Source organism: Priestia sp. JNUCC 25 (assembly GCF_053667915.1).
Window position 1 is genome coordinate 766865 of sequence record NZ_CM132211.1, and the last position, 14143, is coordinate 781007.

Annotated in this window: 15 protein-coding genes; 9 read left to right on the forward strand and 6 right to left on the reverse strand. The window is 40.6% G+C overall.

The genetic code is table 11. From position 1 onward, the window contains the following. Positions 1 to 5 precede the first annotated feature (5 nt). Positions 6 to 428 carry an NUDIX hydrolase gene (locus JNUCC25_RS04040; RefSeq protein ID WP_013055495.1) on the forward strand — a complete coding sequence of 141 codons (423 nt, stop codon included), beginning with the start codon at positions 6 to 8 and terminating at the stop codon, positions 426 to 428. Between the two features lie 111 nt (positions 429 to 539). Here the strand turns inward: JNUCC25_RS04040 and budA are convergent, their stop codons facing one another. From budA to JNUCC25_RS04070, 6 genes are all read right to left on the reverse strand, one after another. After that, positions 540 to 1253 carry an acetolactate decarboxylase gene (gene budA / locus JNUCC25_RS04045; RefSeq protein WP_029324807.1) on the reverse strand — a complete coding sequence of 238 codons (714 nt, stop codon included), beginning with the start codon at positions 1251 to 1253 and terminating at the stop codon, positions 540 to 542. 16 nt (positions 1254 to 1269) lie between these two features. Continuing rightward, positions 1270 to 2949 (reverse strand): acetolactate synthase AlsS, encoded by a 1680-nt coding sequence (gene alsS, locus JNUCC25_RS04050; RefSeq protein ID WP_082888735.1) that lies wholly within the window; start codon positions 2947 to 2949, stop codon positions 1270 to 1272. Positions 2950 to 3173: 224 nt separating this feature from the next. Next, the gene (locus JNUCC25_RS04055; RefSeq protein WP_078081481.1) at positions 3174 to 3338 is read right to left on the reverse strand and encodes an aspartyl-phosphate phosphatase Spo0E family protein; all 165 of its coding nucleotides are present in this window, start codon (positions 3336 to 3338) and stop codon (positions 3174 to 3176) included. Between the two features lie 870 nt (positions 3339 to 4208). After that, positions 4209 to 4406: a YwbE family protein gene (locus tag JNUCC25_RS04060; protein ID WP_013055498.1), complete on the reverse strand. Its 198-nt coding sequence runs from the start codon at positions 4404 to 4406 to the stop codon at positions 4209 to 4211. After that, a complete protein-coding gene (locus JNUCC25_RS04065; protein ID WP_013055499.1) occupies positions 4406 to 4585 on the reverse strand; it encodes a hypothetical protein in 180 nt (59 codons plus the stop codon). Before JNUCC25_RS04065 ends, JNUCC25_RS04060 begins: the two co-directional genes overlap by 1 nt. A gap of 84 nt (positions 4586 to 4669) precedes the next feature. Further along, the gene (locus JNUCC25_RS04070; RefSeq protein WP_013055500.1) at positions 4670 to 5038 is read right to left on the reverse strand and encodes a winged helix-turn-helix transcriptional regulator; all 369 of its coding nucleotides are present in this window, start codon (positions 5036 to 5038) and stop codon (positions 4670 to 4672) included. Positions 5039 to 5367: 329 nt separating this feature from the next. Here JNUCC25_RS04070 and JNUCC25_RS04075 point away from each other — a divergent pair, with 329 nt between their 5' ends. From JNUCC25_RS04075 to JNUCC25_RS04110, 8 genes are all read left to right on the forward strand, one after another. Then, positions 5368 to 6567 (forward strand): MFS transporter, encoded by a 1200-nt coding sequence (locus JNUCC25_RS04075; RefSeq protein WP_014461498.1) that lies wholly within the window; start codon positions 5368 to 5370, stop codon positions 6565 to 6567. Between the two features lie 57 nt (positions 6568 to 6624). Beyond that, complete coding sequence (locus JNUCC25_RS04080) at positions 6625 to 7581, forward strand: LLM class oxidoreductase (RefSeq protein WP_029324810.1); 957 nt, start codon at positions 6625 to 6627, stop codon at positions 7579 to 7581. Between the two features lie 433 nt (positions 7582 to 8014). Next, the gene (gene mdcH, locus JNUCC25_RS04085; RefSeq protein ID WP_029324811.1) at positions 8015 to 8941 is read left to right on the forward strand and encodes a malonate decarboxylase subunit epsilon; all 927 of its coding nucleotides are present in this window, start codon (positions 8015 to 8017) and stop codon (positions 8939 to 8941) included. 37 nt (positions 8942 to 8978) lie between these two features. Further along, positions 8979 to 10631: a malonate decarboxylase subunit alpha gene (gene mdcA, locus JNUCC25_RS04090; protein WP_064471322.1), complete on the forward strand. Its 1653-nt coding sequence runs from the start codon at positions 8979 to 8981 to the stop codon at positions 10629 to 10631. 5 nt (positions 10632 to 10636) lie between these two features. Next, positions 10637 to 11503 (forward strand): triphosphoribosyl-dephospho-CoA synthase, encoded by an 867-nt coding sequence (locus tag JNUCC25_RS04095; protein WP_029324813.1) that lies wholly within the window; start codon positions 10637 to 10639, stop codon positions 11501 to 11503. Positions 11504 to 11526: 23 nt separating this feature from the next. Further along, on the forward strand, positions 11527 to 11829 hold the full coding sequence (locus tag JNUCC25_RS04100; RefSeq protein ID WP_013055506.1) for a malonate decarboxylase subunit delta: 303 nt from the start codon (positions 11527 to 11529) through the stop codon (positions 11827 to 11829). Continuing rightward, on the forward strand, positions 11816 to 13516 hold the full coding sequence (gene mdcD / locus JNUCC25_RS04105) for a biotin-independent malonate decarboxylase subunit beta (RefSeq protein ID WP_064471323.1): 1701 nt from the start codon (positions 11816 to 11818) through the stop codon (positions 13514 to 13516). Before JNUCC25_RS04100 ends, mdcD begins: the two co-directional genes overlap by 14 nt. Continuing rightward, positions 13504 to 14112, forward strand: a complete 609-nt coding sequence (locus JNUCC25_RS04110) for a malonate decarboxylase holo-ACP synthase (protein ID WP_029324815.1) — start codon at positions 13504 to 13506, stop codon at positions 14110 to 14112. The genes mdcD and JNUCC25_RS04110 overlap by 13 nt, the downstream gene beginning before the upstream one ends. The last annotated feature ends 31 nt before the right edge of the window (positions 14113 to 14143 follow it).

Genomic DNA, 14143 nt, shown 5'->3' on the forward strand with positions numbered 1-14143 from the left:
AAAAGTTGAATCAAAAATTAGCTGTAGCAGTTATGGTGGTAAATCAAGATCATCACGTGCTTCTAGTCAAGAACCATAGACGGGGATGGGAATTTCCAGGCGGTTTTGTTGAAGCAGGTGAATCAATAAAAGATGCGGGGATACGAGAAGTTAAAGAAGAATCTGGAATTGTTATTGAAGTGACCAACTTTCTAGGAGTAGAACAAGATGTTAAACGATCTACTACTGTTATTTTATTAAAGGGAAAAGCGATTAGCGGAAAAATTTCTGTCTCCAATGAAACGCAGGATGTGGGATATTTTACGTTAGAAGAAGCAAAAAATATAATTAAATTAGATAACTTTAAGGATCGAATGGCTAGATGTCTAAAAGAGACTGAAATACCATTTTTCTATGTTTTAAAAGACACGGGCTCCTTTTACGTATAGGCGGAAGGTTTCTGTGTTGTGCTAGAAATGAAGCCTGAACGCGATTAAATAAAAAACGCTCATCGTCATGCGTGACGATGAGCGTTTTTTTATCAGTAAAAGTATGGTTGTTTATTCAGCCGTGGCAATTTCTTCTTCTACATCATGGTCTTCTAAATTAGCACTTAAAAATTCACTTGTTTCCGATAAATTGAGATTTAATTTCGTTTTTTTGCAGATTTGAATTGTAACATCCTGAACGGAGACATCTAAAACATGCCCCCCTTCTTTTTTATATTCATCAATAAAGTGCAGGTGGTAGCCGGGAACACCGATGCCTGAAGAATATTCTGGCGTGTAAAAACCTGCTAGTGTTCCATTTACATCTGAAGATGTAAATGTAGGCTGATCAGCAGCCGCATCTACCATGGAAGGATAGGGCTTCTCTTGCTTTGCAACCGTGCGCGTTTTTACTTCTTTAAACTTCCCGTCAATGCGAACTGCATAGAATAAATTCGGGCTAGGAATAAGCTCGTTCATTAAGGTTTCTAGTTGTTCACGATTCATTTCCTTTTCTACACGATAAGAGATATCTTCATAAAAGGTTGTCATAATGGCAAAAGGTGTTTTTGCATCTTTACTAATAGGTGAGGCTTTACCATCAGCAATATGATAAAATTCTCCGTCAAAGGCAATCATTTCACCATCCAATTGATTAAAGGTACCAATGCCGAAATCCCCTTTCTTAGCTAAATCCTTGTATGTGACAACACCGTCAAATACTCCGTCTAATAAAGCGATCATAGTGGAAGTTTGGTGAATCGTTAATTTTTCTTTATTGCTCATTCTTTACTCAGTCCTTTCAGTTAATTTGATCTGGCAGTAGCTGTGTATTTAATTTTTCATTATCTTTATAATCTACAGGAACATCGATGATAACGGGGCCCTGTTCACGAAAAGCGCTTGCTAGAGTGTCCGAAAATTCTTCTGGTGAGTTAACTCTAAATCCTTTGGCACCAAAACTTTCAGCAAGCGTAACAAAGTCTACACTGCCAAACTCTACTGCAGATTTTCGGCCATATTTAATCTGCTGTTGAAAGCCAACCATATCGTAGGTTTGATCGTTCCAGATAATGTGAACAATTGGTAAGTTTAAACGAACGGCTGTCTCGAGCTCCATAGCTGAAAATAAAAACCCCCCGTCTCCAGACATGGACAGAACTTTTTTATGGGGGCGAACGAGTGCAGCTGAAATAGCCCAAGGCAAAGCAACACCTAGTGTCTGCATGCCGTTGCTGAATAGTAAATGCTGAGGTTCATAGGAACGAAAATAACGAGCCATCCATATGTAATGCGAACCAACGTCACATGTGATGGTAGTATCATCTTCAACAAAGTTCTGCAGAGCTTCAATTAATTGTAGGGGATGAAGGTGAGTGTCATTAGAAAACTCGTACTGATCGTCAGGTTGTTCAAGTTTGCTTTTTAGCATTTTTAAAAAAGAAGCACTTTCTTTTGAACGTATTAAATGTGGGAGTTTATCCGCTAATATGTCAATTGTGCTTGGAATATCCCCTACTAACTCAATTTCCGGCTGATAATGGCGGTCAGCTTGTGCTTGTAAATCATCTAAATGAATAATGCTTCTTTGACTTTCTGAGTTCCAAAGAGAAGGAGGGTATTCAACTGGGTCATATCCGATTGTTAAGACGACGTCAGCATGCTTCAATAACACGTCTCCAGGCTGATTGCGAAAAAGACCTACTCGCCCAAAAAAGTGAGTTTCAAGCTCTCGTGAAACAGCTCCCGCACCTTGGAACGTTTCCACCACAGGAAGGTCATGTTCTGCTATAAGCTGACGGATTGATTCCACTGCTTTAGATTTACTTGCTCTCATACCTAAAAGTAAAACAGGTAGTTTTGCTGTGCGAATAGTGTGTATAGCTTGGGCAACAGCGTCTAAATTAGCAGCGCCAATCGTAGGAGCTTTTAAAACGGATAGAGTGGAAGCTGATGTTTCGTTATCCATTACATCCTGCGGCAAGCTGACAAAAGATGCTCCTGAAGGAGAAGAAACAGCTTCGCGAAAGGCGTCTGTTATCACTTCTGGAACGTTTGCAGCGTCTTCTACCTCAACGCTGAATTTGGCGATAGATTTAAATAGTCCTTCATTATCCATTGATTGATGCGTCTTTTTTAATCGATCTGCTCTTGGAACGGCTCCTGCTAGGGCTACCACTGGATCACCTTCAGAAGTAGCAGTGACAAGGCCAGTGGCTAAGTTAGCGGCACCTGGACCTGATGTGACAAGGCAAACGCCCGGCGTACCTGTCAGTCTTCCCATAGCAGCTGCCATAAACGCAGCATTTTGTTCATGGCGGCAAACAATTACTTCTGGTCCTTTTTCTTTCAAAACATCAAATACGCCATCAATTTTGGCTCCTGGAATGCCAAAAATATAAGGCACATTCTGACTTGCCAAACTTTCTACTAGTAAGTCGGCGCCTTTTTTTGTTTGGGTAGTATCAGCATTACTCATCATGCACTCTCTCCTTTATATTTCTTAGATAGGTTTTAAGGCCTACTGATTGGATACCCAATTTGTATGACAACTAACCTAAGGAAAGGAGAAGGTTTAATTTTCTAAATAAAAAACTTCCCTATTAATTAGGGAAGCAGAGATATACCTATTGCGAATAAAACATATCTGTTTTATTTGTAGTTTATGGTACTTGAGGGATAGCAAGTGAAAGTCCTACGCGGCTCTTATTTGGTACGGTTAAAAAGCTTTTGGTAACTAACAATTTTTTGATCTAGCTTTTGACTTAATTTTAAAATCTCACCGTGAGAATAGCTGCTTGTTTTTTTAGCTAATTGGTAAATATCTGATTGTAAGGCTCGAATTTCTTTTTCTAACTGAGGTTGCTTCATTGAAATCCTCTCCAAGTCAGAATACTTCTATCTTCTATGTTGTATCTTTTATCTAATAGTATGAAATTCCTTCATATTTGTAAAATGTTTTTTGTTTTGAAAAATATGACATAGGTGAAGAGCTGCTGACAAGCTTTGTCGAACACTTTTTTTACCTGTTTTCAACAAGTATGATATACTGAGGCTAGGAAAAATGACAATCTGGAGCGCACGTTCAGTTATTCTTAACAAGCGAATGAATTCTTAGCTTTGACAAGTTTAGCTTGTAAGGTGAAGAAATTCATCACATAATCTTATTAGATCTGAACCTTGTTAGCCCGGATGAGGATTTGTCGAAAACGATTCACTAGAAAAAACCTTCGAGACCGCCAACTCGGAGGTTTTTTTATTTTTGTGTATGGGAAGTGAAAAAAAGACATAGACTAATAAAGAAAAAGGTCCCGCACCCATAATCGGCCGTAGTTGATTACACCTTGTCCATTTCTGCAAGGAAGCTGTCTTTTTACTATAGGGAAGTGCCGCCAAACACCATTCCCTAAAGACAATCAGCACACGAGCCTTATGGATGAAGAACCTTTTAGACGATACTTATCGGTGATTACTTATTTTACTACTGGAAAAATAGCAAAATAAGAGCGACTATGGCTCCTAAAAGCTCTACGTAAGCCGTTAGGAGCTGAACATTCTCAGCATCTAGGAAAAATGACTTGAGGATTCGTCTCAGACTATCCACCACCTTTTTCTTCCTTGCGTGAATTCCCAAGGGAAAGAAAGGGGACGACAGTGCTTCTTTATTTTAACAAAAGTAGGAAATGATAAGTAGATTTATTTGAAGTGTAAATTAAAAAAGCATGTAGAATACATGCTTTTTTAATTTGGATAAATTTCTTTTATGCGTCCGACTTGTCCATCTGTTAAACGGACTTTGATGCCGTGTGGGTGAAAGCTTGAATTGGTCAGAATGTCTTTGACCGTTCCGTGTGTAAGTTTTCCAGAACGCTGATCTGCTTTTAAAACAATGTCGACTTCAATTCCAGGAGCTACGTCTTTTCTATTTTGTCCGTTCATTATACACCTGTTCTCTTTCGCTGATTATTCGTTTTTTTTGTTTGTTGACTCGTCAGCTTTTTGGTTGCTTGATTGGTGCTGCTATTTTGAGCTTTACTTGAAGATTGATTTTTCTTATTAGCAAGCTGCTGTTTGATAGCATCTTGAAGACTAATTTTCTTTTTAAGTTGTTCTGTCATATGGGTTCCTCCTGAATATATACATCATCTGAAAAAACAAAGAAAGTAAGGGAATGAAAAAGCTGACTAGATAGTCAGCTTTTTTTAATTAGAAACAGTGACTTCTTCTACAGGCTGCATAAGTACAGCTTCTTTATCAGGATACGTTTTTTCAATATGATGTTCTCCCCAAGAGCATAATGAATCAAGAATGCTTTTTAAAGACCATCCGTAATCTGTTAAAGAGTATTCTACTCGAGGCGGCATTTCATTGTACATTTTTCTAACAATGATGCCGTCTGCTTCAAGTTCGCGAAGCTGCTGCGTTAATACTTTTTGCGTAACGCGCGGCATAATTCTTTTTAATTCTCCAGGGCGCTTTGTCCCTTTAATTAAGTGGCAAAGAATAACGACTTTCCACTTGCCTCCAATGACTTCTAGTGCCGCTTCCACTGGAATATTATATTTTTTCACGTTAACAACTCTCCTTGTTCTAGAGATAACGGTCAAATGCATGTTTTCGCATTTTTTCTGATGTTTATCATATCACTATAGAGCAAAATTTTCTAGGTGTAAGCATTTTTTTAGAATACCCAATAGTTCATGACTTTAGTATTTACGCTTATTGTAACCTCCAGGTGCCTATATCACTTGAAAGTGCGTACTTTTTCTTTGGTTTTACATCGCTCATAATAACAATTGTTGATGGCGAGTTAGCGAATATATGAAAGGTACCTAAGCTAATCAGCCGTAAGAGAAGCTATTATGAAGAAGTTATCATAACGAACAGGAGGCGTTAAGAAGTGAACACACTTTCACAAACACAACAAAGTAAAAAAAGCGGTGCTTTGCCGCTATTAGCGCTAGCTATTAGCGCCTTTGGAATCGGGACTACAGAGTTTGTTCCAGTAGGTTTATTATCATCGCTTGCAGATGATTTAAATATTTCCATTACACTAGCAGGGTTATTAATTTCAGGATACGCAATGGGAGTTGCATTTGGAGCTCCCGTATTAACAGCTTTAACAAGTAAAATGAGCAGAAAATCACTGTTGATGCTATTGATGGTTATTTTTATCGTAGGAAACTCAGTAGCAGCTTTATCAACAAGCTTTGGGCTGCTGCTTATAGCACGAATTATTACTGCATTTTCACACGGAATTTTCTTTTCCATCGGTGCGACTATCGCTGCTGATTTGGTGCCGGAAGATAAGCGAGCAAGTGCCATTGCTTTAATGTTTACAGGTTTGACAGTTGCAACTGTTACAGGTGTTCCGCTTGGTACATTTATCGGACAAGCTTTCGGCTGGAGAGCAACATTTTGGGGAGTAGCGTTACTTGGGGTTATTGCCATTATTGCAAGTGCTCTTTTAGTGCCTAAAAACTTAAAGGAAGCGCCGCCAGCAAAGTTTAGTGATCAATTGAAAATTTTGAAAAACGGGCCGCTTTTACTATCGTTTGCTATTACCGCCTTAGGGTATGGCGGAACGTTTGTAGCTTATACGTATTTAGCACCTATTCTTGAAAAACTAACAGGATACGCACCAAGTGCGGTTAGTATCTTGCTACTGGTATACGGTGTAGCAGTAGCCATCGGAAATACGATCGGAGGAAAAGCTGCGAATAAAAACCCGTTAAAAGCATTATTTTGGATGTTTTTAATTCAAGCAGTTATCTTAGTTATTTTATCGTTTACTGCATCGTTTAAAGTAGCGGGAACAATTACGATTTTTGCCATGGGCTTATTGGCATTTATGAACGTACCTGGACTGCAAGTACTGGTTGTGAACTTAGCTGAAAAGTATGTTCCTTCAGCAGTGAACGTAGCCTCTGCGCTTAATATTGCTGCATTTAACGTTGGAATTGCTATTGGTTCTTTTGTAGGCGGCCTGATTGTTGATTCGATTGGTCTTGTTCATACTCCTTGGATTGGGGGAGTTATGGTTTTAGGAGCGGTCTTATTAACAGCATGGAGCCGCTCAATAGAAGCAAAAGCAAAATAAAACAAGAGATCATCGCCTTTTGCGATGATCTCTTAGCTATAAAAGGAGAGGAAGCAAATGACTACATTTCAACATCATAAGGCATATCGTCGTATGTACAAGAAGAATGAGTTAACGTTAGGTTTGCATATGCCACTTGAAAATTATCAATATGCCACGCCTACGATGGAAAAACAAGTAGAGCTCACGCAGCTTGCAGAACAATATGGATTTACAAGCTTATGGTTCCGCGATGTCCTTCTTCAAGATCCATCATTTGGCGATCCAGCCACGGGTCAAATTTATGATATGCTTATTTATTTGACTTATCTGGCCAGTCAAACAAAAGAAATTGCTCTTAGTACAGCTGCTATTGTGCTGCCTTTGCGCCATCCGCTTCGCGTAGCTAAAGAAATGGCAACCATTGATCAGCTTTTTCCTGAGCGTTTGATTATGGGCGTATCTTCTGGAGACCGTCAAGCAGATTTTGGAGGGTTAGGTATTCCTCATGAAGAAAGAGGAAAGCGATTTGCAGAAGCTTTTCATTATTTAGAAGAAGCGTTAAATAAAGAATTTCCATCTATCCAGTCTGCTTTGGGATCCATTCAAGGAGCAAATGTCGTTCCTAAGCCAACGAAACGTATTCCAACGATGATCACGGGATACAGTCAGCAAAATATGGAGTGGTTTGCACAGTATGGAGACGGCTGGATGTATTATCCTCGTCACCCCCATTTTCAAGCAGAAGCTATTACACAATGGAGGAAACTGGTTGACATCTATCATCCAGGCGTTTTTAAACCTTTTACACAACCTATGCATCTAGATTTGGCAGAAGATCCAAATGAAATGCCAACGCCGATTCGTTTAGGATTTCGAGCAGGGCGCAATGCATTAGTTGAGCTTCTTTCTATTTATAAAGAAATAGGAGTTAATCACCTGTTTTTTGCTCTTTTTGATAGTAAGCGTCCGGCTGAGGAAGTCATACATGAGCTTGGTGAAGAAGTGCTTCCGCATTTTCCGTCTCATATGTAGCAAAAAGAGGCTGGGACAAAAGTAGTTTAGTTAAAGGGAAATCCGAACGATGAATCGAGATTCTTAATGGAGAATCTAACTCGTTCGGATTTTTTTATTGGTAGGATGAACGTAGCATTTATGTATGTAGTTGCTTCTAGCGGTTGATTGGAAGACAAGACGAAGACTCCTGGGGGGCTCACGGGCCGCCCGCGGAAAGCGAAGTCTTGCACGGAAGTCAACTGTGATGGAACAAGCGACCCATATGAGCTCCTTTATCCAATTAGTTCGTCTTTAGATTCCATTGATTTCGTTATGTCTCAATCTCTTTTTATATAGATTTCAAGTTATAGGATATATAAGAAATATGTATTAGAGTTATTGATCCTATGTTCTTTATAATAAAATTATCCATTATCTCCTTGGATGATATAAAGTCGAAAGGAGAAACACGATGAGTGTTGCATTTCTATTTCCAGGACAAGGCGCACAATACGCTGGTATGCTTCATGATATAAAAAATAAATGGGGATTATCCCCTACGTTTGAAGAAGCAAGTGAGGTTTTAAATCAAGACGTATTATCATTAGATTCGTCAGAAAAATTAAAATGTAATAAAAATGTTCAGATATGTCTTTTTATTGCAGGAGTGGCTACGGTTAGGTCGTTTAAAAACAAAGGATACTCGCCAGACGTGGTAGGAGGGCATTCTATAGGGGCGTTTGGAGCAGCAGTTGCATCTGAAGTGTTATCTTTTAAAGAAGCTCTTCTTCTTGTGGAAAAAAGAGGGGAATTGATGGAAAATGCTTATCCTGATGGTTATGGTATGGGGGTTGTGATGGGACTGCGTGAACATCAGATTCTCTCTATTGTACATGAACTATCAACTGATGCAGCTCCTGTGTACGTAGCGAATCTAAATTCTCCTGATCAAATAACGATTTCTGGCACCTTAAAAGCAATTGAGAAAGTTCTTGAAAAAGCATCTAAAAAAGGGGCTAGAAAAACTAAAATGCTTCATGTAACGGTGCCTTCTCACTGTCCTCTTATGGAAGGAGTTTCGAGTGAATTACGAAAAACCATAACGGAAGTGAAAGGAAAGGACCCGGCCGTTCCTTTTATAGGTAATTGTAAAGCTCGGAAATTATGGAAAGCTGCTGATATTAAGGAAGATTTGGCAGCGAGTGTTGCCCTGCCCGTCCGTTGGCATGATACGACGGAAGTTATGTATGAAATGGGCACAAGATTATATATTGAAATGGCTCCAGGAAGAGTGCTAACGGATTTGGCTGCTAAGAGTTTCCCTGAAGCAAGGGCTATTTCGGCAGCCGAATCTACGATGAAAACTTTGCTGATTTTAATGGAAAAAGAAAAAATGTAAGCGTATTAATTTAGAAGTGTCAGAAAGGAGATAGAACATGAGTGGCATAAAAAAAACTTCAAAATCATGGACAACTCGCCGAGATCAAAAAGCAGTTCGCCTTGCGAAAATAGACCATCTTCTTAAAGGAAAGTTATTGGGTAATGCACACATTATTGAAGCGTTAGAATTGCTTATATCACCCGGAGATAAAGTAGTGCTTGAAGGAGACAATCAAAAGCAAGCATCTTTTTTATCAAAGGCGCTGAATGAAGTAAGCGCTGATAAAATAAACGGCCTTCATATGATTATGTCTAGTATTTCACGTCCGGAACATCTCGACATATTTGAAAAAGGAATTGCTGAAAAAATTGATTTTTCGTACGCCGGTGCTCAAAGCCTTCGCGTGTCTCAAATGATTGAAGATGAGACGTTGAAAATGGGAGAAATTCATACATATCTAGAGCTTTACGGACGCCTTTTCATTGATTTAATTCCGAACATTGCCTTAGTGGCTGCTGACAAAGCGGATGCACAAGGCAATTTATATACAGGAGCAAATACGGAAGAAACACCAACCATTATCGAAGCAACCGCGTTTAAGGATGGAATTGTTATTGTGCAGGTAAATGAACTTGTTGAAGAACTTCCGCGAGTTGATATTCCGGCTTCTTGGATTGATTGTATCGTCGTGGCGGATCAGCCTTATCAATTGGAAGCTTTATTTACGCGAGATCCTCGTCATATTACAGAACTCCAAATTTTAATGGCTATGATGACGATTCGAGGTATCTATGAGCGCCACAGCGTACAATCATTAAATCATGGCATTGGCTTTAATACCGCTGCAATTGAGCTTTTGCTGCCTACTTATGGAGAAAAGTTAGGACTGAAAGGTAAAATATGCAAGCACTGGGCTCTGAATCCTCACCCCACGTTAATTCCGGCTATTGAAAGCGGATGGATTGAGAGCGTGCACTGCTTTGGCGGAGAAGTAGGAATGGAACAATACACAGCAGCGCGTCCAGATGTGTTTTTTACAGGACGCGACGGCAGCCTGCGCTCAAACCGTGCGATGTGTCAAGTGGCTGGTCAATATGCGGTAGATGCTTTTGTAGGATCAACTTTGCAAATAGATGGAGAAGGAAATTCTTCTACCGTCACATCTGGACGTTTGTCAGGGTTTGGCGGAGCGCCTAATATGGGGCATGACCCTAGAGGCCGCCGACATTCTACGCCTGCTTGGCTGGATATGATAAACGAGCAGCACGAACTAGCAAGAGGCAGAAAGCTAGTTGTTCAAATGGTTGAAACCTTTCAATCAGGAAATGAGCCTGTTTTTGTGGAGTCTTTGGATGCGATAAAGGTAGCAAAACAAGCAGGCTTAGCTACTGCTCCTGTCATGATTTACGGGGATGATGTGACGCATGTTGTGACGGAAGAAGGAATTGCTTATTTATATAAAGCACAAAGCTTGGACGAAAGAAAAGCAGCGCTTGAAGCAGTAGCAGGGGTAACACCTATAGGCCTGCGACATAACCAAAATAAAGTGGAAAAGATGCGCAGAGATGGCCTGGTGGCTTTTCCCGAAGATTTACAGATTCGCCGTACAGAAGCAAAGCGTTCATTATTGGCAGCAAGAAGTGTCGAAGATTTAGTAGAATGGTCGGATGGCTTGTATAATCCGCCTGCTAAATTTAGAAACTGGTAAGGAATATGCGTATTCAAAGTATTCAAGAAGAGCCAAGACCAGCTGTGTTTTACTCATGTCTAATAGCTAAAATGGCAGTTACCGCTCTGGTTGATGAAGCGGTGCTTACACCTAAGCCTGGGCTTGTGGATGCAGCAACAACTGGATCTCATCAAGATATGAATATTGAGACGCTGTTAACTTCTGCTTATGCTTTACAACCGACCTTTTTACAGATTGCATTATATAGTCAAGGAAAGCAGCCAAGTCAGATGCTAAGGGAAGAAATTGCTCGAATTGGACGCGAGGGCGAACAAATTATGTACGCGGCTACGGATGGTGTTAATACACACAAAGGAGCCATTTGGGCATTAGGCCTACTTGCGTCTGCAACAGCGGTTTGCGGCATTCAAGCATCACCTGCATCCATCACAGAAGCTGCAGGACAAATTGCTCGTTATGCAGATCGTTTTTGTCCTCTGCATTCATCTAATGGACTTCGTGTGAAAAAGCAGTATGGCGCAAAAGGGGCAACTGGAGAGGCGAAGCAAGGATTTCCTCACGTAATTCATATAGGCTTGCCTGCTTTACATAAAGCTCGCAAGCTAGGCATACATGAAACATCAGCAAGGATTGATACTTTAGTAACACTAATCGCCAACCTTGATGATACGTGTATTTTGCATCGTGCTGGTCCGGTTGTGTTAGAGGAGGTTAAAATGGCGGCATCCAATGTGTTAGAAGCTGGAGGGGTATCTACATCAATGGGAAAACAGCGGCTAGAAGCGTTAGATCATATACTTCTATCATCTAACGCTTCTCCAGGCGGAAGTGCAGATTTGCTGGCTGCTGTATTATTTTTAGATCGAATATCTCTTTTTAAAGAATCGTAAACGTCTGCAGGGAGGAGTGGCTAATGGAAACGTTAGTGTTTAAATATAAAGCCGATCGAAAGTTAACTCAGCGCGCACATGTAGGTGTTGTTGGTTCAGGGGATTTAGAAATTTTAATGGTTCCTTCTGATGAAGAACATGCTCACGTATCAGTACGAACAGGAAGTGAAGGGTTTAGCGAAACCTGGAAAGCCGTATTAGACCGGTTCTTTAGTGTTCATACCATTCAAGCGAAAATTGTAATTAATGATTTTGGTGCTACGCCTGGTGTAGTCGCCTTGCGTCTTGCACAAGCTTTGGAGGTGAGTGAAAATGGGAGTGAATAATCAAAGCTTTATTGAGTTAAATGGAAGAGAACGAGCGCAGGCAATCTTAGATCAAGGAACATTCTTTGAGCTGCTTGGGCCCTTTGACGGAATCGAATCGCCTCATTTACCTAAGCAAAATATTGTTCCTCAAAGCGATGATGGTGTCATTATAGCAGGTGGGCTGATAGCAGGAGAGCCAGCCGTTGTCATTTCAATAGAAGGAGGGTTTCAAGGGGGAGGCATTGGTGAAGTATCGGGAGCTAAAATTGCAGGAGCTTTAGAACTAGCCCTTAATAATCACAAAAAAGGTATTCCTGTTAGACCTGTTTTTCTATTCGATACAGGAGGGGTAAGGCTACAAGAAGCGAATTATGGACTTTTGTCGATATCTGAAATTGGCTCAGCTGTGGTTGCTTTGCGTGAGCATACACCTGTTGTCGGAGTTATTTCAGGAAATGTAGGCTGCTTTGGAGGAATGTCCATCACTGCTTCACTCTTTAGTTATCTCATTATGACAAAAGAAGCAAGGTTTGGCCTTAACGGCCCTGAAGTGATCGAACAAGAAGCAGGGGTTGAAGAGTTTGATGCAAGAGACCGAAGCTTAATCTGGAAAACGATTGGCGGTATTCAACGCTATGAAACCGGGTTTGCAGATGCCTTAGCACAAGATGATGTCACTGCTATTCAACGAGCGGTTCAAGAGACGTTTCAGAAGAAAGAAAAAGTAACTAGTAAAACAGAACAAGTAGATTTTTACAGACATTTGCTTAGTAAGGTTGATCCTTCAGAAAAACTGGCTTCTGATCAGTTTCAAGAATTGTATAAAGCAACAAAAAATGAACCTATCCCTTCAACAGTCTCTTATTCACTAAATGAAGTTCCAGGTAACATGCCCAACAGCCGCGGTCGCGTGTGGATCAACGCCTTAATAAATGATGAAGAAGCAGATTTTGAAATTCCTTCCGTTCTTTATAAAGACGCATTGCTAGGAAGAGAAAAGGTCCGATATATCTCCGTTGTACCTAATCCTTATAATCGTTTCTTACGTGCACGGAAAGGGGAAGTAGGACTAGATGAAGGCTGGGCAATTGCCAAGCACGTTCGTGAAGTAATAAAAGAAGATCGAAATCAATCTCCGCGCCCTATAATCGCCATTGTGGACGTACCGAGTCAAGCGTATGGCTATCATGAAGAACTTCTAGGTATTCACTATGCTTGCGGTGCTGCGGCTGATGCTTATGCATCAGCGCGCTTAGCAGGTCATCCGGTTATTACGTTAATTGTCGGAAAAGCAATTTCAGGAGCATTTCTGGCTCATGGATACCAATCAAATCGAATTGTGGCTTTAAAAGACGAAGGAGTGAATGTTCACGCCATGTCCAAACAGTCGGCAGCGCGCATTACTAAAAGAAGTATAAAAGAACTTGAAGAAGCTTCAAAGAAAGTCCCGTCCATGGCTTATGATATTGAATCATTTGCCTCACTTGGCGCTTTATATGAGCTGGTTAGCGGTATTCAAGCAGAGCAGCCCACAGATCGCGATGTTCAAACGATTCAAGATATTTTGACTGGAGCGGTAGAAGATGTACGCCGTGAAGGTGTGTACGATTTAAGCAGCCGGCTATACAGTGAGCAAGCAAGGAAGGAAGGGCGTAAAGCTTCTTTAGTAGTAAGAGGTGAGTTGGAAAGACAATGGAATATATAGCTCATGATTTGCTTCAGTTAAAAGAGGAAGCAAAGCTTATCAGTTATACACCTATCCCCGAGTGGGTGGAGCATTCTTTAGCGAAGGCTCCGTTTGTAGTTGTAAGGCGGGCTGTTCACCAAGATAGCCTGATACCTGTTGGAGTAAGAGGAGAAAGAAGAAATCAGCGTTTTGGAGCATTTGTATCTGAGCAGGCCGTTAAACAAAGAATTAGGCCGGAAGATCTCGTTTCTGTTTTTCAAAACGGGCACTTTAGAAACATGCCAGCCATAGGTGCTTTAAAAGAAGTCGCTATTATTTTAAAAGATTTTGCGTGGGGACCAACCGGCAGTGTGGGATTCGAATTTGCAAGTGGTGCCGAAGTTATTACAACAACTAGTGATTTGGATATACTTATTCGCCTTTCTTCTTATTTGTCGGTGGAACAAGCGCAACTGATAGTTAATCAGTTAAAAGAGTGTCCAGTTTCTGTAGATGTACAGGTAGAAACAGAAAAAGGAGCATTTTCTCTGGTGGAATATGCAAGGGGAGAAAAGACGCTGCTTCTGCGTACTGTATATGGACCTTCCTTAGTAAAACTGAATCAATTAGTATAAAAGACGGAAGAGGTATTTGCACCTTTTCCGT

Coding starts and splice junctions, on each gene's coding strand:
- JNUCC25_RS04060 (WP_013055498.1), bottom strand. CDS start 4,406: ATGAACGGACAAAATAGAAAAGACGTAGCTCCTGGAATTGAAGTCGAC.
- alsS (WP_082888735.1), bottom strand. CDS start 2,949: ATGATGAGTAATGCTGATACTACCCAAACAAAAAAAGGCGCCGACTTA.
- mdcD (WP_064471323.1), top strand. CDS start 11,816: ATGGGAGTGAATAATCAAAGCTTTATTGAGTTAAATGGAAGAGAACGA.
- mdcA (WP_064471322.1), top strand. CDS start 8,979: ATGAGTGGCATAAAAAAAACTTCAAAATCATGGACAACTCGCCGAGAT.
- JNUCC25_RS04100 (WP_013055506.1), top strand. CDS start 11,527: ATGGAAACGTTAGTGTTTAAATATAAAGCCGATCGAAAGTTAACTCAG.
- budA (WP_029324807.1), bottom strand. CDS start 1,253: ATGAGCAATAAAGAAAAATTAACGATTCACCAAACTTCCACTATGATC.
- JNUCC25_RS04110 (WP_029324815.1), top strand. CDS start 13,504: ATGGAATATATAGCTCATGATTTGCTTCAGTTAAAAGAGGAAGCAAAG.
- JNUCC25_RS04065 (WP_013055499.1), bottom strand. CDS start 4,585: ATGACAGAACAACTTAAAAAGAAAATTAGTCTTCAAGATGCTATCAAA.
- JNUCC25_RS04055 (WP_078081481.1), bottom strand. CDS start 3,338: ATGAAGCAACCTCAGTTAGAAAAAGAAATTCGAGCCTTACAATCAGAT.
- JNUCC25_RS04080 (WP_029324810.1), top strand. CDS start 6,625: ATGACTACATTTCAACATCATAAGGCATATCGTCGTATGTACAAGAAG.
- JNUCC25_RS04095 (WP_029324813.1), top strand. CDS start 10,637: ATGCGTATTCAAAGTATTCAAGAAGAGCCAAGACCAGCTGTGTTTTAC.
- mdcH (WP_029324811.1), top strand. CDS start 8,015: ATGAGTGTTGCATTTCTATTTCCAGGACAAGGCGCACAATACGCTGGT.